At 29.2% G+C, this 22,773-nt stretch carries 25 protein-coding genes and 1 riboswitch; all 25 genes read right to left on the bottom strand.

What is annotated here, in order from left to right; translation table 11 throughout:
• Nucleotides 1–17 precede the first annotated feature (17 nt).
• Nucleotides 18–1,412, bottom strand: coding sequence for an MFS transporter (locus E5347_RS01040; protein WP_136003691.1), 1,395 nt, complete (start codon nucleotides 1,410–1,412; stop codon nucleotides 18–20).
• A 375-nt stretch (nucleotides 1,413–1,787) separates the two neighbouring features.
• Entirely contained in the window at nucleotides 1,788–2,441 is a 654-nt protein-coding gene (locus E5347_RS01035; RefSeq protein WP_136003689.1) for a deoxynucleoside kinase, read from the bottom strand.
• Between the two features lie 196 nt (nucleotides 2,442–2,637).
• Complete coding sequence (locus E5347_RS01030; protein WP_136003687.1) at nucleotides 2,638–3,366, bottom strand: ABC transporter ATP-binding protein; 729 nt, start codon at nucleotides 3,364–3,366, stop codon at nucleotides 2,638–2,640.
• On the bottom strand, nucleotides 3,347–4,354 hold the full coding sequence (locus E5347_RS01025) for an ABC transporter substrate-binding protein (RefSeq protein WP_136003685.1): 1,008 nt from the start codon (nucleotides 4,352–4,354) through the stop codon (nucleotides 3,347–3,349). Before E5347_RS01025 ends, E5347_RS01030 begins: the two co-directional genes overlap by 20 nt.
• A gap of 18 nt (nucleotides 4,355–4,372) precedes the next feature.
• Nucleotides 4,373–5,152 (bottom strand): ABC transporter permease, encoded by a 780-nt coding sequence (locus E5347_RS01020; RefSeq protein ID WP_136003684.1) that lies wholly within the window; start codon nucleotides 5,150–5,152, stop codon nucleotides 4,373–4,375.
• Nucleotides 5,127–5,414: a thiamine-binding protein gene (locus E5347_RS01015; RefSeq protein ID WP_136003682.1), complete on the bottom strand. Its 288-nt coding sequence runs from the start codon at nucleotides 5,412–5,414 to the stop codon at nucleotides 5,127–5,129. Before E5347_RS01015 ends, E5347_RS01020 begins: the two co-directional genes overlap by 26 nt.
• An 86-nt stretch (nucleotides 5,415–5,500) precedes the next feature.
• Nucleotides 5,501–5,608, bottom strand: a riboswitch (TPP riboswitch).
• Between the two features lie 69 nt (nucleotides 5,609–5,677).
• On the bottom strand, nucleotides 5,678–6,415 hold the full coding sequence (locus E5347_RS01010) for a TatD family hydrolase (RefSeq protein WP_136003680.1): 738 nt from the start codon (nucleotides 6,413–6,415) through the stop codon (nucleotides 5,678–5,680).
• A gap of 22 nt (nucleotides 6,416–6,437) precedes the next feature.
• The gene (locus E5347_RS01005) at nucleotides 6,438–7,298 is read right to left on the bottom strand and encodes a metallophosphoesterase (RefSeq protein ID WP_136003678.1); all 861 of its coding nucleotides are present in this window, start codon (nucleotides 7,296–7,298) and stop codon (nucleotides 6,438–6,440) included.
• A 103-nt stretch (nucleotides 7,299–7,401) separates the two neighbouring features.
• Entirely contained in the window at nucleotides 7,402–7,518 is a 117-nt protein-coding gene (locus E5347_RS01000; protein ID WP_136003676.1) for a MetS family NSS transporter small subunit, read from the bottom strand.
• Nucleotides 7,519–9,009, bottom strand: a complete 1,491-nt coding sequence (locus E5347_RS00995) for a sodium-dependent transporter (protein ID WP_136003674.1) — start codon at nucleotides 9,007–9,009, stop codon at nucleotides 7,519–7,521.
• Between the two features lie 618 nt (nucleotides 9,010–9,627).
• Nucleotides 9,628–10,869 (bottom strand): hypothetical protein, encoded by a 1,242-nt coding sequence (locus tag E5347_RS00990; RefSeq protein ID WP_136003671.1) that lies wholly within the window; start codon nucleotides 10,867–10,869, stop codon nucleotides 9,628–9,630.
• A 76-nt stretch (nucleotides 10,870–10,945) separates the two neighbouring features.
• On the bottom strand, nucleotides 10,946–12,364 hold the full coding sequence (locus tag E5347_RS00985; protein ID WP_136003669.1) for a HAMP domain-containing sensor histidine kinase: 1,419 nt from the start codon (nucleotides 12,362–12,364) through the stop codon (nucleotides 10,946–10,948).
• Complete coding sequence (locus tag E5347_RS00980) at nucleotides 12,351–13,046, bottom strand: response regulator transcription factor (protein ID WP_136003667.1); 696 nt, start codon at nucleotides 13,044–13,046, stop codon at nucleotides 12,351–12,353. Before E5347_RS00980 ends, E5347_RS00985 begins: the two co-directional genes overlap by 14 nt.
• Before the next feature lie 87 nt (nucleotides 13,047–13,133).
• Entirely contained in the window at nucleotides 13,134–13,505 is a 372-nt protein-coding gene (locus tag E5347_RS00975) for a YkvA family protein (RefSeq protein WP_136003665.1), read from the bottom strand.
• 392 nt (nucleotides 13,506–13,897) lie between these two features.
• Nucleotides 13,898–14,392 carry a deoxycytidylate deaminase gene (locus E5347_RS00970; RefSeq protein ID WP_136003663.1) on the bottom strand — a complete coding sequence of 165 codons (495 nt, stop codon included), beginning with the start codon at nucleotides 14,390–14,392 and terminating at the stop codon, nucleotides 13,898–13,900.
• Between the two features lie 272 nt (nucleotides 14,393–14,664).
• Nucleotides 14,665–15,453: an acetyl-CoA carboxylase carboxyl transferase subunit alpha gene (accA, locus tag E5347_RS00965; RefSeq protein WP_136003661.1), complete on the bottom strand. Its 789-nt coding sequence runs from the start codon at nucleotides 15,451–15,453 to the stop codon at nucleotides 14,665–14,667.
• Nucleotides 15,454–15,457: 4 nt separating this feature from the next.
• Nucleotides 15,458–16,315: an acetyl-CoA carboxylase, carboxyltransferase subunit beta gene (gene accD / locus E5347_RS00960; protein WP_136003659.1), complete on the bottom strand. Its 858-nt coding sequence runs from the start codon at nucleotides 16,313–16,315 to the stop codon at nucleotides 15,458–15,460.
• A 13-nt stretch (nucleotides 16,316–16,328) separates the two neighbouring features.
• On the bottom strand, nucleotides 16,329–17,672 hold the full coding sequence (locus E5347_RS00955; RefSeq protein ID WP_136003656.1) for an acetyl-CoA carboxylase biotin carboxylase subunit: 1,344 nt from the start codon (nucleotides 17,670–17,672) through the stop codon (nucleotides 16,329–16,331).
• Nucleotides 17,673–17,687: 15 nt separating this feature from the next.
• Nucleotides 17,688–18,104, bottom strand: coding sequence for a 3-hydroxyacyl-ACP dehydratase FabZ (gene fabZ / locus E5347_RS00950; protein ID WP_136003654.1), 417 nt, complete (start codon nucleotides 18,102–18,104; stop codon nucleotides 17,688–17,690).
• A gap of 9 nt (nucleotides 18,105–18,113) precedes the next feature.
• Nucleotides 18,114–18,611 (bottom strand): acetyl-CoA carboxylase biotin carboxyl carrier protein, encoded by a 498-nt coding sequence (gene accB, locus E5347_RS00945; protein ID WP_136003651.1) that lies wholly within the window; start codon nucleotides 18,609–18,611, stop codon nucleotides 18,114–18,116.
• A gap of 1 nt (nucleotide 18,612) precedes the next feature.
• Nucleotides 18,613–19,854: a beta-ketoacyl-ACP synthase II gene (gene fabF / locus E5347_RS00940; protein WP_136003649.1), complete on the bottom strand. Its 1,242-nt coding sequence runs from the start codon at nucleotides 19,852–19,854 to the stop codon at nucleotides 18,613–18,615.
• Between the two features lie 14 nt (nucleotides 19,855–19,868).
• Complete coding sequence (fabG, locus tag E5347_RS00935; RefSeq protein WP_136003647.1) at nucleotides 19,869–20,612, bottom strand: 3-oxoacyl-[acyl-carrier-protein] reductase; 744 nt, start codon at nucleotides 20,610–20,612, stop codon at nucleotides 19,869–19,871.
• Nucleotides 20,605–21,561, bottom strand: a complete 957-nt coding sequence (fabD, locus tag E5347_RS00930) for an ACP S-malonyltransferase (RefSeq protein ID WP_168354918.1) — start codon at nucleotides 21,559–21,561, stop codon at nucleotides 20,605–20,607. Before fabD ends, fabG begins: the two co-directional genes overlap by 8 nt.
• A gap of 8 nt (nucleotides 21,562–21,569) precedes the next feature.
• A complete protein-coding gene (fabK, locus tag E5347_RS00925) occupies nucleotides 21,570–22,496 on the bottom strand; it encodes an enoyl-[acyl-carrier-protein] reductase FabK (RefSeq protein ID WP_425350405.1) in 927 nt (308 codons plus the stop codon).
• Between the two features lie 40 nt (nucleotides 22,497–22,536).
• On the bottom strand, nucleotides 22,537–22,761 hold the full coding sequence (gene acpP, locus E5347_RS00920) for an acyl carrier protein (protein WP_136003643.1): 225 nt from the start codon (nucleotides 22,759–22,761) through the stop codon (nucleotides 22,537–22,539).
• Nucleotides 22,762–22,773: the final 12 nt, after the last annotated feature.

Genomic DNA, 22,773 nt, shown 5'->3' with positions numbered 1-22,773 from the left:
AATAAAAAAAAGGCAGTTTATGCCTTCTTTCTTATTAACCTAAGAATAGTTAGAATTGCTCCTATTAAACATACACTACCAATACCAATAAACACAAATCTCATTGCATAAATAAAAATATCTGCTCTACCATCTACATACCCTGCTACTTTATATCCTATCTTAATACTCATTAATGAATATAAAAGACTAGTTGAAAGAGCTATACCAGTAGTCATTCCTAAATTTCTAATTAATCCATTAATACTACCTGCGACCCCTAGTTTGCTTTTATCTACAGTTGACATAATTAGAGAATTGTTAGGTGATTGAAATATACCACTTCCTAATGAAACAGTACCTATTAAAACCCCAACAATTAATAAAGGAGTACTTTCTCTAAAGAAAATTAGAGAGAAAATTCCTAATGTCATTATACTTAGACCTAAAGCTGATATTTTTTCACTTCCTAACTTATCTGATAAATATCCACTTACAGGTGCAACCACAGCTAATACTATAGGCGAAACCGTCATCATTAATCCCGCAATGCTCGGCCCTAATTTCAATACATCTTGAAGGTAAAAAGGTAGAATTATATTTATTGCTCCTATAGATATAAAAGACGTAAACCCGCAAAATATACTTAGAGAAAATAATTTGTTCTTAAATATACTTATATCCAACATTGGAGTTTTAATTTTATCTTCAACCTTAATAAATATTATTAAAAATAATACTGATAAAATTAACGCTCCAACTATTATTGGGTTAGTAAAACCAATACTTTGACCAAAGTTTATAGAACAGAAAAGTAAAACTATTGCTAACATAAATAAAATTGTTCCCTTAATATCAAAAGGGACCTTATCTTCAGTCTTCCTAAAGCTTAATGTCTTCATTACTGCTATGTAAACTATAACCCCTATTGGTATATTTATTAAGAAAATAAACTCCCAGGGTGCAACTGAAACTATTAACCCTCCAAGAGTTGGTCCAACCATAGTACCTAATGCAACAGCTGTTCCTGTCATTCCAAGTGCCCTCCCCCTTTCTGAAGGTGGAAAAGTTTCTGTAATTATGCCTTGATTTGTAGCCATTGCTGCTGCTGCACCTACTGCTTGAATTATTCTTGATATAATTAGCATTACTAATGTATTAGATAAACCACAAAGTAAAGATCCTATTGTAAAAACAGCAATTCCAAATCTAAAAACTCTGCTTTTTCCAATAACATCTCCAAATCTCCCAAATAATAATATCAATGCACAGATAGTTATTAAATAACTAGTAACTATCCACTCAATACCTGCCATAGTTGTTCCCAATTCTCTTGCCATAGTTGGCAATGCAACATTTACTATGCTACTATCAAGAGTAGTCATAAATGTCATAGGTAAAATTACAAGTAAAATTGCCCATTCTTTCTTCATCTACTCATCTCCTGTAAAAAATTTTCTAGTCATTTTATATTACTCCTATTTTTTCAAAATTAAAATTTATAAAATAAAACAAATAATATAATTTAGGCTAGATTTTTGAATTTAGCTTTAATAATTTCTCATTTTCATAAAATTTCTAGTTTGCTTATCATATTTTTTTATATCATTCTATTAATATAGTTATTTATGAAAGCACTCACTATAATTAGTGTAAAATTATAATAAATACTTTTAAGTTAAGTTTTTATAGTAAAAACATGAATTTTCTACATTCATAAAACTATAAATAAAAAAAATTAGAGACTATCTTAAGACAGCCTCTAATTAACAATAATTATGAAATGTAAATTATTCCTATTCTAATTTTTATTTTGATCTTACTTCATTAAGCTTATTTTCTACTAATTCAATAAGCTTGTCCTTATCAGCTTCATTATTTACAACATCCATGTTGTCCATATCAATTACAACTACTTCAGATGCATTATAATAATTATTAACCCAATCATCATAATCTTTCCATAAGAAATTATAGTATTCTTTTAAGCTTTCATCTATTTCAAACTCTCTTCCTCTTAATGCTATCCTTTTTAAAACAGTCTCAAAAGAACCTTTTAAATAAACCATAACATCTGGAGCCTTCTTTGGTAGTTCTTCTAGCTCTTCAAGCATATTATGTAATAAATCTTCATATATTTTCATTTCAAGATCATTTATTCTGCCAAGCTCCATATTTTTCTTTGCAAAATACCAGTCTTCATATATAGACCTATCTAAAACATTATTATCATTAACTAAAGCTTCCTTAATACTTTTAAATCTAGTATTTAAGAAATATAGTTGTAATAAAAATGGATATCTCTTTTTTTGAATTTCTTCTTCAGTTTCACTATAGAATAAAGGTAGTATAGGATTATCATCTACACTTTCATAAAATACTTCTGAATTAAAATGTTCACCAAGAATTTCAGCAACTGAACTCTTACCTAATCCAATCATCCCTCCAACAACTATCAACATGCTTCACCTATCCTTTACTTTTTGTCTTTCTCTATATTACATAAATAAAAATTTACTTTCAAGTCTTGACTTTTCATTTTCCCTTCTATATATAGTGTTTATTTTTACCAAAAACACAACATGTTGTATAATATATAACTAAAAAGACTATAACTAAGAATTTATATTCCTAGTTATAGTCCTTTATTTATAATATTTAATTTACCATTAATGATAATATTTCTTTTTTTATTTCTATAAACTTCTCACTAGTTACTATTTCGTCATTTCTTTCTTTAGGCAAATCTACAATAACTTCACCTTTAATTACTGCAGGCTTTTCTGATATTACATATATTCTATTAGAAAGAAGTATAGCTTCTTCAATATCATGAGTGATAAATAAAATAGTTGAATTCATATCTTTAGTTAAATCCATAAGCCATCTTTGCATCTTTCTTCTAGTTATAGAATCTAATGCTCCAAAAGGCTCATCTAAAAGCATAATATCATTTGAGGTCAAATATGTTTTTAAGAAGTTTGCCCTTTGCTTCATACCACCTGATAATTGAGATGGATACTTATATTCAAATCCCTTTAACCCAAATTCTTCAATGTGCTTCAAAACTTCATTTCTTGAATTCTTTTTACTATTCCCCTTAAAAACTAAAGGTATTCCTATATTGTCTATTACCTTCTTCCAAGGCACCATCATATCTTTTTGATACATATAACTTAAGCTTCCATTCACTGACGATTCACCTGAATCAGCTTTTATTATATTAGTTAAGATATTAAAGATAGTACTCTTCCCACTTCCTGAAGGTCCAAGTATAGATACAAGTTCCCCTTCTTTAACTTCTATAGTAATATCCTTTAATATTTCCATACTTTCAAAGGATTTAGATACATTTTTAAGTATCAATTTATTTTGATAAGAACTCATTTGTATAAGCCTCACTTGATTTCATTTCTACATTTATTAATTTATTATCATATAAGAATTTAGTGTAATTATCCCATACACTTTCTTTCATTTCCCCAAATACTTCAGTGTCTTCTTTATATTTATCCTTTAAATAAATTTGACTTTCTACAGCTAATTCTTCGCTTATTTCTGGTACTTGACTTACTAAAATCTTAGCACTTTCTTCTGGATTTTCTATAGTATATTCATATCCTTTAGTTGTAGCTTCCATAAACTTTTTAGCTAAGTCCTTCTTATTATTTACTGTATCTTCTGTAGTTGCAATTATAGGAGTATAGTAATCTAAAGCTGGATCTAAATCTCTAACTGGAATATAGTTTATATCAAAACCTCTAAGCTTAGCTTCAATATTAGTCCATGCTTCAAATGTCCATTCAAAATCTAAATTATTCTTAGTTGCTATAAAGAAATCTTCTGTACCTACATCTACAGTAGTTAACTTACTAAAGTCAGCTCCATTCTTTTCCATAACAGCCTTTAATATAGCTTGCTCTGATGGGCTACCCCATCCACCATAAACTTTTCCTTCAAAATCCTTAACAGTCTCTATCCCTTTTTCCTTTGGTGAAGCAAAACCTGATGTATTGTGTTGAATAATAGTTCCTATTGCCATAACTGGTAATGGACTATCTGATGTTCTTGCATATGTTAGATCTTCTTGATAACTAACAGCAAAGTCACCCTTTCCTGCTGCTAGAAGTTGAAGAGAAGAACCTTCAGATGGTTGTATTATTTCTACATCTAATCCTAACTCTTTATAATATCCTTTTTCCTTAGCTACATAAAAACCTGTATGATTAGTGTTAGGTGTCCAATCTAGTATTAAAGTTACTTTTTGTAAATCCTCATTACTAGAATCAGAAACATTATTTTTACTGCATCCAGCAAATAATGCAAGTGTTGCTACTGACGCTAATACTACTGAAATTATTTTCTTTTTTAACATTATATTCACCTCAATTTATTACCCTTGTTTATTATTTATTCTTTCATTATTCCATGGAGTAAATACTTTTTCCATTATAGATACTAAAAGAAAAATAGCCATACTTATTACAACTATTATTACTATAGCTGCAAACATCTTATCTAAAGCATAGGCACTTCTTGCTCTAGTCATATATACCCCAAGGCCTTTATCTCCTCCAAGCCATTCTCCAATTACTGCCCCCATAATACTATAAGTTGCAGCTATTCTCATGCCTGAAAAGAAGTTAATCATCCCATAAGGAAGCTTTAAGTGTAAAAATATCTTAAGTTTAGATGCTCCCATTAATTTAAAGTGATTTATTAAATCCTTATCTACCCCTTCTAGTCCATCTACTATACTAATTACTATTGGGAAAAAGCACACTATTACTACTACTATTATTTTAGGTAAGGCACCAAATCCAAACCATATAATAAATAAAGGTGCTAATGCAACAGTTGGTATAGTTTGAGATATAACTAATACTGGGTAAAGTGCTTTCTTAATTAAACTAAATCTATCCATAATAATAGCTAAAATAATAGATAAAACTATAGCAATTAAAAATCCTACCATTCCTTCATATAAAGTTGCTAATATATGAGGAATCATAGTTTTAAACTCAGTTACTAAAACCTTAATAACGTCTGTTGGTGCTGGCATTATATATTTTTCTATACCTCCAGCTGTTACTACCACTTGCCATATTATTAAAAGCAATACTACAAAAATAATTGGAGCTAACTTGCTACCTATATTTTCCGATTTTTTCATTCATAGTCACGCCTTCTTTTTTATAGTCTATTTTAACCATAGAAACTACTCTTAATGCACCTTCTTCAGTACATATTTCTTGAGCCTTCTTAACAATTTCAAGTAACTCTTCAAGTTCCCCTTCCATTGTAGTTTCCATTGCCCCAACTTCATACTTAACTCCAGTAGAAGCTATATATTCTATAACCTTGTCCACCACAGGATAAATCCTTTCTTCCTCTACTGAGGGAATAACTTGTAAACTAACATTACATAATGACATAATTTTTTCCTCCTTATTTTTAGCAAAATAAAAAGCAGCGTTTCCTGAATAAGAAAGGCTGCTTAATAATAGCTAAATTTGTAATTGAAAACAATACATAATCTTCCTACGTTGGCATTATCCAAATCAGGTATATGGGTCAAAATTGTATCAATTTTATCTCAGACAGTTCACTGCCTCCCCAGATTTTTATTAAGTTTATATTTCCATTTTATGCTTTTATATACTAATTGTCAAGTTTAGTTGATAATAATTATTAGTTATCAACTACCTAATAAATTATAATAATTTTTTTCCACAATATTTATTAAATCCTCTATTTTATATCCTTTAATTTCTGAAACTTTTTCATAAACTTTTATAATTTCACTTGGATATCCATACTCTCCATTAACCCATTCCAAAGCTGTTGGTCCATCAGTTTCTATTAGAAGCTTATCTATAGGTACTCTATCTAATACTTCCTTAGTTCTATCTGAATATCCTATATCTACGCTTATAGTAAAATAGCATCCCAGTTCAATAAATTTATCTAATGTTTCTATATCTCCACTATACCAATGAATAATAGCTTTATTATAATTATACATTTTTAGCGATTTATATATTTCTTCTTCAGCATCCTTAGTGTGAAGGCTAACTACTTTATTCCTTTTAATACTTTCTTTTAATATAAAATTATATATTTCTCTTTGTTTATCAAAGGTACTCTTATCTTCTACCCATAAAAAGTCTAATCCTATTTCACCTATAATTTCACTTTCATCAATGTATGGAATAAGTACCTCCAGGTTCCCCTTATATTCGGCAGCCTTCCAAGGATGAATACCAAAGGATGGCTTTATATATTCACTTTCTTTGCTATATTCTTTGTTTTTTAAATAACTCTCTATATCCATACTATTAGCAAGAGTTAATATCTTATTATCATTAATTTCTCTTATTGCATCTTCAATATTATCTTGAAAAAAATCTAAATGAGTATGACTATCTATATACATATACCCCTCCATAATTCATTTCTTATTTATCAGATTTTAAGGTTACTGATATTATCTCTGGTCTATTAAATACTCTTACAGGAAATAAACTATTTCCTAGGCCTCTACTTACATACATAGTTGATGTATTACTAGTATATCTTCCAGCAGTATATTTAGGAAATAACCCTTGATCTGGAGCAATAAGCCCACCTATAAAAGGAAGTCTAATTTGTCCACCATGAGCATGTCCTGAAAAAATCATATCTATATTATTATCTGAATATAATTCAAATAACTCTGGACGATGGGATAATAAAATTTTAAACTCTTCACCCTCTGACAATCTAATTAAATTCTCTTCTAGTTTGCTTGTATCAGTTCCATCAATATAATCCGATGTTAGAAAATCTGGATCTGATAAACCTAAAAGCTTAATGCTGCTATTTCCTCTTCTAATTTCTGTTTCACTATCATCTATTATTTTAACACCAGATTCAATAAGTCTTTCTTCAATTTCAGGAAACCTTCCAGACCATGCTTCATGATTTCCAGATACATAATAAACAGGAGCTATCTCAACAGCAGAATTAATAAAATACATGGATTTTTCTAAATTATATCTACGTCTATCTATTAAGTCACCAGTAATAACTATTATATCTGGTTCCAAAGCCTCAACCTTTTCTATTAATTTATCTTGCTCCTTACCAAATACTTTATTATGCAAATCTGAAATATGAACTATCTTAAAGTTATTAAATTCCTCAGAAATAATAAAACTATTATAATCAAACTTAGAAATTACAATACTATTATTTTGCCATATAGAAAATATAATGCACCCTATTATAAGTAAAGCTAATATAATCATTACTTTAACCCTTCTTGATAACTTTCTCATTAATCTTTTACCCCTATTTTTCATATAGTCATACTCTATTATATCATTTATATTTTTCACTTAGTAATACATTTGAAATTCAAACAAATTTGAAACTTCTTTTTTACTTAGCTTCATTCTGCATCTTTTCATTTTTAAAATTTATAACTAATGTTACTATTAATCCACCCCAAAGAATTGTTGCTCCTAATCCTAAAAAAAACATAGCATAACTTGTCATTTATAAAACCTCCTCATTTTCTGTTTTCCAAGGCTTCTTACTTATTAATATTCCACCTATAATTCCTAATGCAATAATTGCCCAACCATATAATAATAAAGATGTTAAATCATATCCTCCATAAGGAGTTTTAAACTCTGTTATAATGCTTTGAACTAGTGTTATTAATAATATTGTAGGTGTTATATACTTTATAATAAAATCCCACCATTTCCCTATCTTAAAATGCGAAATAGCATTTGTATGTTCTCTTATTACCTTAGGCTTAACTATCCAACCAATTACGAAAGCTTCCAACAATCCAACTACTACTATTCCATAATTATTTATGAAGTTATCCATAATATCTAATAAATATAAACCTGCATTTGTTGCAAAGGCTGTACTTACTAAAAATCCAATAATACACATACCTGTTACAACTTTTTTTCGTTTCCATCCAAATTTATCAATTATCGCTGCTGATATGGCTTCAACTAATGAAACTGCTGAAGTAATCCCTGCAAATGCTAGACATACAAAGAATAGAACTCCTAATATATTTCCCCAAGCTCCCATTATTGTAAAGACCTTAGGGAATGCTATAAATGCTAGACCAATTCCACTTGTTACTACTTCTTCAACAGGTACACCTTCAATTGTTGCCATTACTCCAAGTATTGCAAATACTCCAATAGCACATAAAAATTCAAATCCACAATTAGCAAATACAGTCATAAATGCACTGTTATTTATATCTGTTTTTCTAGGAAGATAACTTGAATATGTCATCATAATTCCAGTAGCAATACTTAAGGAGAAAAATACTTGTCCATATGCTAGAATCCAAATCTTAGGATCTTTTACTTTATTCCAATCTGGAGTAAATAATTTATTTAATCCAACTTCAGCACCTTCTAATGTAACTCCTCTTATAACTATAATTATCATTATTATTAGTAAACAAGGTAATAATATTTTATTCATTTTTTCAATACCAGACTTTATACCTTTATAACATATAAACCAATTTATAAACCAAATTAATGCAATACCTATTAGTATAGGAAAAACTATTCCACCTAGATTCAAAGGTGAATCAGATAAATTCAAAAAATCATTATAAAAAAAGAAATTTGAATCTTCTCCCCATCCCTTATTAAAGCTAAGAGTTAAATATTTCATTGCCATACTTAATATCATTGAATAATAACATAATATAATTGCTGAACTAATTATCGACCACCATCCGAACCATTCAAATTTCTTATTAGCTCTTGCTAGTGAAAGTGGTGTAGATCCTCTAAATTTATGTCCCATTCCATACTCTAATATTAAAAGAGGAATTCCTGCAGTAAATATTGCAAAGAAATATGGTATTAAAAATGCCCCTCCTCCACTTGAGTAAACTACATATGGAAACCTCCATATGTTACCTAATCCTACTGCTGATCCAACTGCTGCAAGTATAAATCCTATCTTACTTCCCCATTGCTCCCTATTTTCTTCCATTCCTAATCCTCCTAAGCTAAATTTCAAGAAACTATAAAATTTCTATTACTACTTTTATCTTTTGAATCAATTATAGACTTATAAATATCACTTCTTTATAACTTAAAATTTTATAATTTCCCTTATATTAAAAAAGTTCCATAGTTATTTATGGAACTTTTTAACCTAGGATATAAAAAAGTCCCATATTATCTATGAGACTTATTTTTTCTAAAAAATAGTACAAAAAATAGCCTCATATAAATCTACGAGACTATTTATCTATAAAATATAAATTAGCCGTCATAGATATAATTACTTAAAGTAGCAATTACATCTATGACAGTAATTAATATAAATCTATCTAATCATAAATATAATTGCTATATTAACTCGGCTAATAATAAGAGTACTCTATTTAATTGTGAAATTTTTTGAACTTGTTCTTTTATGCTTTTCATAATATTTCCTCCACCTCTTAATATTTTATATATACTACCATAATAATTTTTACTTTGTCAACTTTTATTCTCCCAAATTATCATTTAAAATTTAATGAACTACTTTCAAAGATCTATCTTCTAAATAAGAAGTACCAATCTATCTAAGATCAGTACTCTTCATTCTTAAAATCGTAATTTAATTTTTCAATTCATATACTTCATAATAATTATCAACTAAAGTTTCTTCATTGTCTATCATTTCGTAATCACTACATTCAACATAAAATTTATTACTATCTACCCAACCTCTTAAAGACTTCCTATTTAATTTAATATCTTTCGTAGGTGCTATTATATCAGTTATATCTTGAATATTAGATATTTCTAAATTTTGCTTTACTCTAGCTAAACTTATATGTTGTTTACCATAACTGTCATAACTACTAATTACCATTAGATTTTTATCTCTATTTAAAGTAGAGAAGTTATTAGTATGTTTTAAGTTAGCCTCTTTATATAATTCCTTTTTATCTATGTCATATCTCCAAAGACCATAGTTACCTTCTACGTAGCCTGAAAACAATATATTATTATTCCTATAAATTACATCCATTCCTGCCTTAATTTCTATAGCACTATCTATTTCAAAAAAATTATACAATTTATTGTTTTCTATATAACCTACAATACTATCTGCTTCACTCATAGAATCTAATATTGAAACATATATTTTTTCATTTTCAATGCTTAAAATATTTAATTTCTTATTTATAAAATCATTGAGAATATCTCCTTTAATTTCATAATATTTATCATTTATAGGATCTATTACTACTATCTTTTCAATTCCGTTCCCATCGTCAAAATAATGAATATCTAACTTTCCATCATAACTTGAATCAAATCTATTTAAGTCACCATTTTTATCTTTGATTAATTTTTCATATGCTTTTATTTCTTTAAGCTCATAGTTATCATCTAACATATAGACTTTATTATCTATTAAAATCCTTACATTATATATATTATATCTAACCCAATAATCAGTTAACAATTGGCCTTCTATATCTATTTTATCCCAACTAATTTTATTTCTATTATTATCAGTCTCATCAGTAATAGTACCTACTTCAATGCTATTTAAATATAGTTTTGGAAATTGCTCATCAGAGCCATATCCATTTTCTGAATAATTAAAGTGCAGTAATTTACCATTCTCCATTAATTCATATGAATACTTTTTATTAATCATAATATTCTCACTTTTTTGTAGCTTAATTATATCAAAACTATCATTTGCTTTAGCTGTTTCTTTAGCATTTTCATCAATTACCACAGTATCAATACCCTTATCTTCATTTGGAACCTTAGTTGAACAGCTTACTAATATAGTTGACGCAATACTTATAAGTAATATACTTATTTTTTTATTTCTCATTTATTATCTCCCCTTTCTATAGATTAATTGTAATAAAATATTATTTTTAAACTAATTCTAAGTTATTTCCAAGTTGTTAATCTTTAGGGAGCTTAACTATAAATTTTGATTTATCCTTATTTAAATCAAGAGTAATTTCACCTTTATGTCCTATAACTATATTTTTACAAATATATAATCCAAGACCACTAGATTCTTTTGATGAAAATCCTTTTTCTTCGACCCTTACAAATGGTTCAAATATTTTTTCTTTAAACTCTATAGGTATTGTTTTTCCTGTAGTCGTTATAGAAAACTCACAAATCCTATCTACCTCTTTTATTTGTATTTCTACAGTAGTATTTTCATATGAATACTTAATTCCATTATCTATTAAATTATTAAATAACATTTTTAAGTATTGCTTATTCCCTGTAATTTCTTCTATTTCAAACTTCGTAATTATATTCAGGCTTTTGTTTTGAATAATTGGATTCCTTATTTCAATTAATTCCTGAACTATATTCTTTATTTTAACCATTTCAAAACTATATTCTTCTAAATCACTACTTTGCTTTGATATATTAAGTAATGACATAACTAAGTCATGCATTCTATTACTCTCAGATATTATTCTATTTAATGCATTTCTTTTAAAGTCCACATCATTAAAATCATCTTCATTTAATATTTGCGCATATCCAGAAATATTAGTTAAAGGTGTTTTTAATTCATGTGTTATATTCCTATAAAAATTCTTTTCTTGCTGATCTTTTGCCTTTAGTTTTTCAGTCATTTCATTAAAACTATTTACTAGTATTCCTACCTCATCTTTTGAAGTATTATTTATCTTTTCTGGGTATGAGCCTTTAGATACTTCTAATAATTTATTTTTTAAAACTATTATTGGCTTAGTTATTCCTGAAGAAAAAATATAAATTGCTAAAAATATCAAAGAAAACAATGAAGTTACTATTATATTTAACAGTTTTTTTATGTTTAAATCTCTTAAGTAATCACTAGTATAATCTTTAATTAAAACTAGTACTCCTAGTGGATTATTACTAGAATATATAGGAATACTTAATTTACCTAATATAGTTCCATTCTTATTTTCTATATCCAACATTGTTTTATTATTTTTAGTTTCATAAAAAGATAATGGTAAGTCCTTAAATATATTTAAATCAACAACTGAACTATTAGTTAATCCTGTTGAAATAACTTCACCCTCTATATCATAAAAGACACCTTGAGCATTAACCCTCTCTACAATAAATTTCATAATCTTAGAATCAAAATCTTCTTCTTTTAAACTATCTTTTTCTATACTATTTAAGGCTAAGTAATCATCTAAATTCTTAAATGAAATATTATAAATTTCTTTCATATCCTGTGCTACTAAATCTTTAAAACTTTTATCAAAAAACTTATCCATAATTAAATTTAAAGAAATTACTGATAATACAAATATAAATCCTAATAATATTCCATATTTCTTTCTAATTGTTAGCATGATTCACCTTTAAAATATATCCAACTCCGAACACAGTCTCTATATTTAAACTATTTCCCAATTTCTTTCTGATTCTTGTTACGTGTACATCTATTGTTCTAGTATCTCCAATAAAATCATAACCCCAGACTAAATCTAATAATTGATCCCTTGAAAAAACTTTATTAGAATTCTTTGATAAAAATAGTAATAAATCAAATTCTTTAGGTTTTAATTGAAGTTCTACATTATCAATATAAACACTTCTACATCCTTCGTCTATTTTTACATTATTTATAATTATTTCACTATCTTCTTTAATAACAGATATTCTTTTAATTTCCTCCCTTCGTCTAAGAGCAACCCTAATTCTAGTTACTACTTCCCTTATATCAAAAGGCTTGGTTATATAATCTTCAGCACCTATTTCTAAGCCTAAAATCTTATCCATAATATCTACTCTAGCTGTTATCATAATTATCGGTATTTTATAACTATAAATTTTTCTACAAACACTAAAGCCATCTATATCATTAAGCATTATATCTAAAAGTATTAAATCTGGTTTAAAGCTTTTAATTTCCTCTTCGGCTTCTAACCCATTAGGATTTACCTTAACCTTATATCCTTCTTTCATTAAAGCAAATCTTAAAATTTCACTAATATCTTTATCATCTTCAATAATTAAAATATTTTCTCTCATTTATCTCACCTATTACCCCTTAATAATTCAATTATCAACTAAAAATGTTAATAAACCTTATCATTATGTTTCCAAATTGTAAACATATCATTTTATAAAAAATCTATAAACTATAAATCCTATTACTAAAATCCAAAATATTATTATTGGTAATCCATAAATTAACCTTTTAGGTTTTCCATCCTTCCATACTTCATTAGCTTTTTCTTCACATTCTTTCATAATTTCCCCTGGAATTAACTTAAAAGAAATATAAATTAATAGTGGAAGAATAATTAAATCATCTAAGTATCCTAATATAGGAATAAAATCTGGTATCAAATCTATTGGAGATAATGCATATCCTATAGTAATACCAGCAAATATCTTTGCTAATAGTGGTGTATTTTCATTTTTAAAAGCTAAATAAATTGCTTTAATCTTAAGTTTTATTTGCTTTATAAATTCATTTATCTTCATATTACACTCCTAAGAATTTATCCGATTGCTACCATTGCTAACACTCCCACCTTCTATAAGTGGGAGCTAAGCACTGCTACACGCCTGGATTAGTTCTTCTAACCTTCAGGTGTAGTAGGCATCCTGAACTCTGTGAAAGTGATTCACACAAAATACAAGATTTTGGCTCTCTACTTTTTAAGAAAACTCCACTTGAAGATAAGAATCACTTTATATTTTTATTATACTATAGAAGGTTATTTTTATGGAAATAAGTTGCCAATAAAAAATCTATTTCACAAACCATGTGTTTCTGCCAATTATTAAAGTTATCCTCAGGTTTTTAAAAAATTAATTTCCTAAAGAATAAAAAAGTACTTAAAAACTTCATAGTTCTTAAGTACTTGCTAAATCTAAATTTCATTAATATCAAAAGAAATTTGTATATTCTTACTTTTCGGCTCTAACTTTGTCATTTTCACACCTGCTGAGCTAAACATCCTTTTAGATGCCTTAACTATATCTGTGTCCGCATATTTATCAGATAAATAGACAACTTCTTTAATTCCAGATTGAATTATTGCTTTTGCACATTCATTACATGGGAATAATGCTACATATATTTTGGCTCCTACTAGGTTAGTTCCCCTACTATTTAGTATTGCATTTAATTCAGCATGAACTACATAAGGGTATTTTGTTTCAAGCATATCACCTTCTCTGCTCCATGGGAATTCATCGTCTGAGCAACCACGTGGAAGACCATTATATCCTTGACTTAAAATTTTATTATCATTATCTACAATACATGCTCCAACTTGTGTACTAGGATCTTTACTTCTCATCCCAGCTAAAATGGCAACACCCATAAAATATTCATCCCAAGATATGTAATCTCTTCTTTTCATTGAAATCCCCCTTAATTTTATCTATATTATGTAATTTCTTATATTATACCCTATTAATTTTAAAAGTAAAATTAATGGATTCAAAATAATTACTCTAAATTAGTATTTTACCATTTATTATAGAAATACAGTGTTCTAAAGATCTCCATTGAACCAAATTTCACTGTTGCACAATGTAAAATTACTAATGAATCTTTGTAAAGCCTTTTTTAAATAAAAAAATATCTACTTTAACTACTTTTCTATTACCGTAGTTAAAATAGATATTAATATTAAAATTTTCTAAACCTTTGATATCTTTCTTCAAGAAGATCTTCCTTTGTCTTACTACTTAAAATCTTCAACTCATTAATAAGCTCTTCCTTAATAGCTATTGCTATTAAATCTAAGCTCTTATGGGCGCCTCCTTTAGGCTCCTTTATTATCTTCTCTATTACTCCTTTTTCATATAAGTCATAAGCAGTAATACCCATGATTTCTGCAACTTCTTTTGACTTACTAGGGTCCTTCAATAAAATAGAAGCAAATCCTTCAGGTGATAAAATAGAGTAAACTGAATTTTCCAGCATCCATACCCTATCTCCACAAGCTAGAGCTAAAGCTCCTCCACTACCACCTTCGCCTATAATTATAGAAATTATAGGCACCTTAATTTGTGCCATCTCAATTAAGTTCTTAGCAATAGCTTCTCCTTGACCTCTTTCCTCTGCTCCTACTCCACAGTAAGCTCCTGATGTATTAATAAAACAAATTATTGGTCTATTAAATTTTTCTGCCTGTTTCATTAATCTTAAGGCCTTTCTATAACCTTCAGGATTAGGTGAACCAAAGTTTCTATCCATATTTTCTTTTAAGTCTTTTCCTTTTTGAATTCCGATAATAGTAACAGGTCTATTGTTTAGAAAGGCTATTCCTCCTACTATAGATTTATCATCTTTAAAAAGTCTATCTCCATGTAATTCATAAAAATTTTCAAATATTTTGTCAATATAATCTAAAGTAGTTGGTCTCTCAACCATTCTAGCTATTACTAATCTATCATAAGCTTTTATATTTTTCATTTAGCTACACCTCCAAATCTTCATGAAGTTTAAGAAGAGTAGCAAGGGATGACTTTAAATTTTCTCTTTTTACTATACTATCTATAAATCCATTTTCTAATAAAAACTCTGCACTTTGAAAATCATCAGGTAATTTTTCTTTAATAGTTCCTTCAATAACTCTTCTCCCAGCAAAACCTATTAAAGCATTTGGTTCTGATAATATTATATCTCCAAGCATTGCAAAACTAGCAGTTACACCACCTGTTGTTGGATCCGTTAAAACTGTAATGTATAAAAGTCCACTATCACTATGCTTTGATAATGCACTACTTACTTTTGCCATTTGCATTAAAGATAATATTCCCTCCTGCATTCTAGCTCCACCCGAAGCTGTAAAAATTATTATAGGCAACTTTCTTTTAGTAGCTTCTTCAACAGCCACAGTTATTTTTTCCCCTACTACTGTCCCCATACTACCCATTAAGAAATTAGAATCCATAACTGCAATAATTATTTTATTACCAGCTATTTCACCTTCACCTGTAACTACTGCTTCAGTTGTTCCGCTCTTCTCTACATTTTCTTTTAATTTTTCTTCATAGTTCGGAAAATCCATTGGGTTTCTGGACTTCATATACTTATTAAATTCTTTAAAGGTTCCTTTATCACATATTTGTGCTATTCTTTCATAGCTACCTAGCCTAAAGTAATTATTACAGCTAGGGCATATATTTAAGTTTTCTTCTAAAGCCTTTTTATATAGTATCTTCCCACATTTATTACACTTTATCCAAGTTCCATCTGGAACTACTGGTACATCTTTTTCTTCTACTTGAGTTATATTAATAACCCCGTACTGTCTTTTCTTAAAAATCCCCATATTATTTCACCAACTATAAATTAAATTCTTTGCTTATAAAACTTGTATCAAAGTCTCCTAAGCGAAATTTCTCATTATTTAAAATATCTATTTGAAAATCTATATTATTGTCAATTCCTTCAATTACAAACTCATCAAGGGCTCTTAGCATTTTATTAATTGCCTCTTCCCTATCTTTACCGTATGCAATAAGCTTTGCTATCATTGAATCATATGTTGGAGGTATTTTATATCCTGTAAAAACAGCTGTATCTACCCTTATACCATTCCCCCCTGGAAGATTTAAAAATTCAATCTTTCCTGGTGAAGGAATAAATCCTTTTTTAGGATTTTCAGCATTTATTCTACATTCAATTGCATGACCTTTTATACATACATCTTCTTGTGAAAAACTTAAATCACTACCATTTGCAATTTTAATTTGCTCTTTTACTATATCTATGGAAGTTATCATCTCTGTAACAGGATGCTCAACTTGAATTCTAGTATTCATTTCCATAAAGTAAAAGCTTCCATACTTATCTACTAGGAACTCTATAGTTCCTGCATTATAATATTTAACTGCTTTTGCAGCTCTTACTGCTGCCTTTCCCATTTCTTCTCTAAGCACACTACTTATTATAGAGGATGGGGCCTCTTCTAATACTTTTTGATTTCTTCTTTGAACTGTACAATCTCTCTCACCAAGATGCACTATATTCCCATGCTCATCTCCTAGAATTTGAAACTCTATATGTCTAGGATTAACTATAAATTTTTCCATATATATTGTGTCATCACCAAAGTTAGCCATTGCTTCAGACTTTGCTGTAAAGAAGGCATTTTCTAATTCCTCTTTGCTGTGAACTATTCTAATTCCTTTACCTCCACCACCTAAAGCAGCCTTAACCATTACTGGATAACCTATCTTCTCTGCTTCAATATAAGCATCTTCTATATTTTCAACTATACCATCACTACCAGGTATTACTGGCACATTAGCCTTCTTCATAATTTCTCTAGCCCTAGACTTATCACCCATTATACTTATAGTCTTACTTGATGGACCTATAAATTTTATATTGCATTCTTCACAAATGGCTGCAAACTCTGCATTTTCTGATAAAAATCCAAATCCCGGGTGAATAGCATTGCACTTTGTTATTACTGCAGCACTAATTATGTTACTAACATTTAAATATGAGTCCTTTGATTTAGGCTTTCCAACACAAATAGCTTCATCTGCTAACTCAGTATGCATAGCATCTTTGTCAGCTTCTGAGTAAATAGCTACCGTCTGTATTCCAAGCTCTTTGCAAGCCCTTATTATCCTTACTGCTATTTCACCTCTATTGGCTATTAAGACCTTTCTAATCATAAAAACACCTCTTTATTATCCAACCATAAAGGTTAGTTCAGCTTCACAGACCTTTTTATCATCTACATAAGCAATTCCTTTTCCTATTCCTGCAATACCTCTTATTTTAGTAAGTTCAACTTCTAACCTTAAAGTATCACCTGGAACTACTTTTTTTCTAAACTTAGCATTATTTATTCCACCAAAATATGCAATCTTACCTTTAAATTCATCTCTTTTAAGTAAGGCTACTGCACCAGCTTGAGCTAATGCCTCAATAATTAGCACCCCTGGCATAACAGGTTCTACTGGAAAATGTCCTTGAAAGAAATATTCATTCATAGTTACATTCTTAATTGCCACTATTTTATTATCCAATAGTTCTTCAACTCTATCAATTAATAAAAATGGATATCTATGTGGTATAATCTCCATTATTTCTTTTATATCCATAAAATTCACCTACTTTATTTTAAATAATTCCATTCCAAATTCAACTATATCCTCATCATTTCTTAAAACTTCTACAACTTCGCCATCAAATTCAGATACAATCTCATTCATTATTTTCATAGCTTCGACTATACAAAGAACATCACCCTTTTTAACCTTATCTCCTTTTTCCACGTAAGGTTTCCCTCCTTGTGATCCTGAAGAATAATAAGTTCCAACTAATGGTGATTTAACTATATTTAAGTTTTCCTTTATCTCTACTTTTTCTATATTACTCTCATTAATATTATTAAACTCATTATTAGAAACTAAATTAGCATTTATTGATGAATCATAAATATTTCCCTTAGCTTCATTAGTTTCTACTGAAAGACTTTGCACTTCCTTAATAGCTTCATCATTTTTACTTAGTCTTAATCTAGTTCCTTGGCTTTCAAATTCAAAAACTCTAAGAGAAGATGAGTCTACAGATTCTATTAAATCCTTAATTTGCTCGTAACTTAACATCTTATTTCCCTCTCCACTTTTTAAATATTACTGATCCATTATGTCCACCAAAGCCTAACGAATTAGACATAGTATAATCTATTTCTTTTTTAATTCCTTCATTAACTACTAAATTCAAGTCACATTCTTCATCTTTATTAACATAATTAATAGTTGCAGGAACAAATCCATCCTCTAAGGCTTTAATAGAAATTATAGCTTCTACAGCACCTGCAGCCCCTAGTAAATGACCTGTCATTGATTTAGTTGAACTTACATAAACATCCTTAGCATTTTCACCGAATGCTTGCTTTATAGCTAAAGTTTCAACCTTATCATTAATTTCTGTAGATGTTCCATGAGCATTAACATAATTAATATCACTGGTATTAATTCTAGCATCATTAATTGCATCTCTCATTGCCCTATATGCACCATTACCATCTAGATTTGGTGATGTAATATGATAGGCATCACATGTAGTACCATATCCTACAACTTCTCCATATATTTTAGCACCTCTCTCTAATGCACTATCTAAATCTTCTAAAATTAAAGCAGCTGCCCCTTCACCCATGACAAATCCATTTCTATCTTTATCAAATGGTATAGATGCCCTATTTTTATCTTCGCTTCTACTTAGAGCTGTTAATGCTTGGAATCCTGAAATACCAAACTTACATATTGAAGCTTCAGATCCACCAACTAAAGCTCTATCCATATACCCATCTCTAATCCCTCTAAAAGCTTCTCCTATACAGTGAGTTGAAGTTGCACAAGCTGTTGTAACACTTAAGCAAGTTCCTAAAAGTCCAAATTCTATCGCTATAGTTCCTGCTGCAATATTAGAAATAGATGCTGGTATAGTTAATGGAGATACTCTACTTGGTCCTCTATTAAGCATAGTTATTATTTGATTTTCTATAGTCATAAGTCCACCTATTCCAGAACCGAATAATACTCCAAATCTTTCTCTATCAACTTTATCTAAATCAATATTACTATCCTTCATACACTCTTTAGCTGCAACTAATGCTAATTGAGTATATCTATCTAATCTCTTAGCATCTTTTTTACCTATATATTCTTCAGCATTAAAATCCTTAACTTCAGCAGCAAGTTTAACTTTAAAATCCTCAGTATCAAATAAAGTAATATTATCTATTCCATTTTTTCCTTCTTTAATTGAATTCCAAAAGCTATCTATGGAATTACCTATTGGTGTAATTGCACCTAAACCTGTAACTACTACTCTTCTTTTCATATTAGCACTCTCCTTTAATGCATCACCATTCCACCATCTACATTTATCACTTGACCAGTTATATAATTAGATAAATCTGATGATAAGAATAAAACTAAATTAGCTATTTCCTTTGGTTCTCCAATTTTTTTCATAGGAATTGTCTTTAATACTTCTTCCTTAACCTTTTCTGGAAGAACCTTAGTCATATCTGTATTAATATATCCTGGAGCTATAACATTAACATTTATATTTCTTCCTGCTAGCTCTCTAGCTACTGATTTAGATAATCCTATAACACCAGCCTTGGAAGCTGAATAATTACATTGTCCTGCATTTCCTGCTACTCCAACAACAGAAGATATATTTATAATCTTGCCACTTCTTTGTCTTACCATAACACCAGAAGCTGCTTTAGTCATATTAAACGTTCCTGTCAAATTAACATCTAATACATCTGTAAAATCTTTTTCACTCATTCTTATAATTAATCCATCTTTAGTTATTCCTGCATTATTAACTAAGATATCTACTCTTTCAAATCTATTCTTAACTTCCTTAATAAATTCATTAACTTCTTCTTCTTTACTGACATCACACTTAAATGCTAATACTCTTACATCAAATCCTTCAAGTTCATTGATAAAAGATTCTATCTCCTCGTTGTAAGTTCTATAATTAAAAGCAATATTAGCTCCATTTTGTGCTAATGTTCTTGCTATTTCTTTTCCAATTCCTCTAGTTGCACCTGTAACTATAGCAATCTTATTTTTAACCATTTCTATTTTCAATCCCTTCTAATGTTTTTTCTAAAGATTTCATATCTTCAATATTATAAATACTTACCTTTAAGCCTTTTTCTCTACTAATTTCTTTAATAAAACTGCTTAAAACTCTTCCAGGCCCCAGCTCTATAAATGTATCAACACCTAAATCTAGCATTTTTGATACACTTTCACTCCATCTTACTGAAGACTTAACTTGTTTACATAGTAATTCTTTAATTTCTTCCTTATTATTTATAAAATTAGCTGTAACATTAGATATAATTTTAACATTTGGATCTTTAAAAGTTACATTCTTAAACTCTTCACTAAGCTTAACTGATGCTTCTTCTAGTAATGATGTATGGAAAGGTCCTGAAACTTTAAGATCTATTGCCCTTTTAGCTCCCTTTTCTATACATAACTCTTTAGCTTTTTCCACTGCATCTTTCTCTCCACCAATTACAATTTGCTTATTAGTATTGTAGTTTGCAATTTCAACAACTCCAAAACTTGATACTTCCTTTAATGCATCATTAATCTTTTCTACACTTAGTCCAATAATAGCAGCCATTGCGCCAATTCCTACTGGAACTGCTTCCTGCATATATCTTCCTCTTTTTTTAACTAAAACTACTGCCTCTTCAAAGTTAATTGCATCAGCAGCAACTAAGGCTGAATACTCTCCAAGACTTAAGCCAGCCACTACACTTGGCTTTAGTCCCTTTTCTTCTAATGCTTTCATAGCAGCAATAGAAGTTATTAAAATTGAAGGTTGAGTATTTTCAGTAATATTTAATTCTTCACTATCACCATTAAAAATTAATTCTTTAATATCAAAGCCTAAGGCTTCCCTTGCTTTATCAAATACTTCCTTGCAAGCTGGAATATTATTATATAATTCCTCCCCCATTCCTATGTACTGGGAACCTTGACCTGCAAAAATAAATGCTATCTTCATAATACTCTCCTTTAAAGGCTCTTTTTAATATTTTCAAATTCCTGAAACATTTCTTCAATTATTTCTTTAGCACTTTGTCTTTTTGATACTAAACCAGAAATTTGACCTGCCATAAGAGATCCACCATCTATATCTCCATCTTTTACAGCCTTTCTTAATCCACCCTTGCCAAGCTCTTCTAAGACTTCTATTGGTGCATTTTGCTTTTCTAAATTTAAATATTCCCTAGCTAGCTTGTTTTTTATTACTTGTACTGGATGACCTGTTGGCCTTCCTGTTACTACTGTATCTATATCATTAGCCTTAATTACAGCTTCCTTATAATTATCATGAATAGTACATTCATTAGCTACTAAAAATCTAGTACCTACTTGAATCCCCTTAGCTCCAAGCATAAAGGCAGCAGCTACCCCCCTACCATCAGCTATACCACCTGCTCCAATTACTGGAATACTTACAGCATCTACAACTTGTGGTAATAACACCATAGTAGTAAGCTTCCCAATATGGCCTCCAGCCTCACAACCTTCAGCAATTATTGCATCAGCTCCTGCTCTTTCCATTCTTTTAGCTAATGCTACTGAAGCAACTACAGGAATAACTTTTATACCCGCTTCTTTCCACTTTGTCATGTATTTACCCGGATTTCCAGCACCTGTTGTTACTACTTTAACACCTTCTTCAACCACTATATCAGCTAGCTCCTTTGCATTCTCTGATAGTAGCATAATATTAACACCAAAAGGCTTATCAGTTAGTTCTTTAACTTTTCTTATTTCTTCTCTTACATAGCTTGCAGGAGCACTTGCTCCTGCAATTATTCCAAGACCACCTGCATTTGAAACTGCAGCTGCTAATGAACTATCTGAAACCCATGCCATAGCCCCTTGAAATATAGGGTATTCTATATTTAACAGATTGCAAATATTATTGTCCATGATGTCCTCCAATTTATTATTAAATTAAAATTTCAGTTTATTATTTAACTACGCTTTCAATATATTTAACAGCATCTCCAACAGTTTTTATGTTTTCAACATTCTCAACCTTTACGTTAAAAGCATCTTCTAAATCCATAACTACTTGGAATAAATCTAAAGAATCTGCTCCTAAATCCTCCATAAAGTTTGTTTCAATCTTTACATCCTCTTCATTAACTCCTAATTGATCAACTACGATTTCCTTAATTTTTTCAAATACCATTTTTTATTCCTC

The organism is Clostridium sartagoforme (genome assembly GCF_004794105.1).
Lineage (GTDB): Bacteria > Bacillota > Clostridia > Clostridiales > Clostridiaceae > Clostridium > Clostridium sartagoforme_B.
The sequence above is the reverse complement of the archived record's forward strand: the minus strand, read 5'-3'. Positions and strand labels throughout refer to the sequence as shown.

What these genes read in the sequence shown, in the direction of transcription:
- E5347_RS01040 (WP_136003691.1), bottom strand. Translation starts at nt 1,412, where the DNA reads ATGAAGAAAGAATGGGCAATTTTACTTGTAATTTTACCTATGACATTT.
- E5347_RS01035 (WP_136003689.1), bottom strand. Translation starts at nt 2,441, where the DNA reads ATGTTGATAGTTGTTGGAGGGATGATTGGATTAGGTAAGAGTTCAGTT.
- E5347_RS01030 (WP_136003687.1), bottom strand. Translation starts at nt 3,366, where the DNA reads ATGAGTTCTTATCAAAATAAATTGATACTTAAAAATGTATCTAAATCC.
- E5347_RS01025 (WP_136003685.1), bottom strand. Translation starts at nt 4,354, where the DNA reads ATGTTAAAAAAGAAAATAATTTCAGTAGTATTAGCGTCAGTAGCAACA.
- E5347_RS01020 (WP_136003684.1), bottom strand. Translation starts at nt 5,152, where the DNA reads ATGAAAAAATCGGAAAATATAGGTAGCAAGTTAGCTCCAATTATTTTT.
- E5347_RS01015 (WP_136003682.1), bottom strand. Translation starts at nt 5,414, where the DNA reads ATGTCATTATGTAATGTTAGTTTACAAGTTATTCCCTCAGTAGAGGAA.
- E5347_RS01010 (WP_136003680.1), bottom strand. Translation starts at nt 6,415, where the DNA reads ATGTATATAGATAGTCATACTCATTTAGATTTTTTTCAAGATAATATT.
- E5347_RS01005 (WP_136003678.1), bottom strand. Translation starts at nt 7,298, where the DNA reads ATGAGAAAGTTATCAAGAAGGGTTAAAGTAATGATTATATTAGCTTTA.
- E5347_RS01000 (WP_136003676.1), bottom strand. Translation starts at nt 7,518, where the DNA reads ATGACAAGTTATGCTATGTTTTTTTTAGGATTAGGAGCAACAATTCTT.
- E5347_RS00995 (WP_136003674.1), bottom strand. Translation starts at nt 9,009, where the DNA reads ATGGAAGAAAATAGGGAGCAATGGGGAAGTAAGATAGGATTTATACTT.
- E5347_RS00990 (WP_136003671.1), bottom strand. Translation starts at nt 10,869, where the DNA reads ATGAGAAATAAAAAAATAAGTATATTACTTATAAGTATTGCGTCAACT.
- E5347_RS00985 (WP_136003669.1), bottom strand. Translation starts at nt 12,364, where the DNA reads ATGCTAACAATTAGAAAGAAATATGGAATATTATTAGGATTTATATTT.
- E5347_RS00980 (WP_136003667.1), bottom strand. Translation starts at nt 13,046, where the DNA reads ATGAGAGAAAATATTTTAATTATTGAAGATGATAAAGATATTAGTGAA.
- E5347_RS00975 (WP_136003665.1), bottom strand. Translation starts at nt 13,505, where the DNA reads ATGAAGATAAATGAATTTATAAAGCAAATAAAACTTAAGATTAAAGCA.
- E5347_RS00970 (WP_136003663.1), bottom strand. Translation starts at nt 14,392, where the DNA reads ATGAAAAGAAGAGATTACATATCTTGGGATGAATATTTTATGGGTGTT.
- accA (WP_136003661.1), bottom strand. Translation starts at nt 15,453, where the DNA reads ATGAAAAATATAAAAGCTTATGATAGATTAGTAATAGCTAGAATGGTT.
- accD (WP_136003659.1), bottom strand. Translation starts at nt 16,315, where the DNA reads ATGGGGATTTTTAAGAAAAGACAGTACGGGGTTATTAATATAACTCAA.
- E5347_RS00955 (WP_136003656.1), bottom strand. Translation starts at nt 17,672, where the DNA reads ATGATTAGAAAGGTCTTAATAGCCAATAGAGGTGAAATAGCAGTAAGG.
- fabZ (WP_136003654.1), bottom strand. Translation starts at nt 18,104, where the DNA reads ATGGATATAAAAGAAATAATGGAGATTATACCACATAGATATCCATTT.
- accB (WP_136003651.1), bottom strand. Translation starts at nt 18,611, where the DNA reads ATGTTAAGTTACGAGCAAATTAAGGATTTAATAGAATCTGTAGACTCA.
- fabF (WP_136003649.1), bottom strand. Translation starts at nt 19,854, where the DNA reads ATGAAAAGAAGAGTAGTAGTTACAGGTTTAGGTGCAATTACACCAATA.
- fabG (WP_136003647.1), bottom strand. Translation starts at nt 20,612, where the DNA reads ATGGTTAAAAATAAGATTGCTATAGTTACAGGTGCAACTAGAGGAATT.
- fabK (WP_425350405.1), bottom strand. Translation starts at nt 22,496, where the DNA reads ATGGACAATAATATTTGCAATCTGTTAAATATAGAATACCCTATATTT.
- acpP (WP_136003643.1), bottom strand. Translation starts at nt 22,761, where the DNA reads ATGGTATTTGAAAAAATTAAGGAAATCGTAGTTGATCAATTAGGAGTT.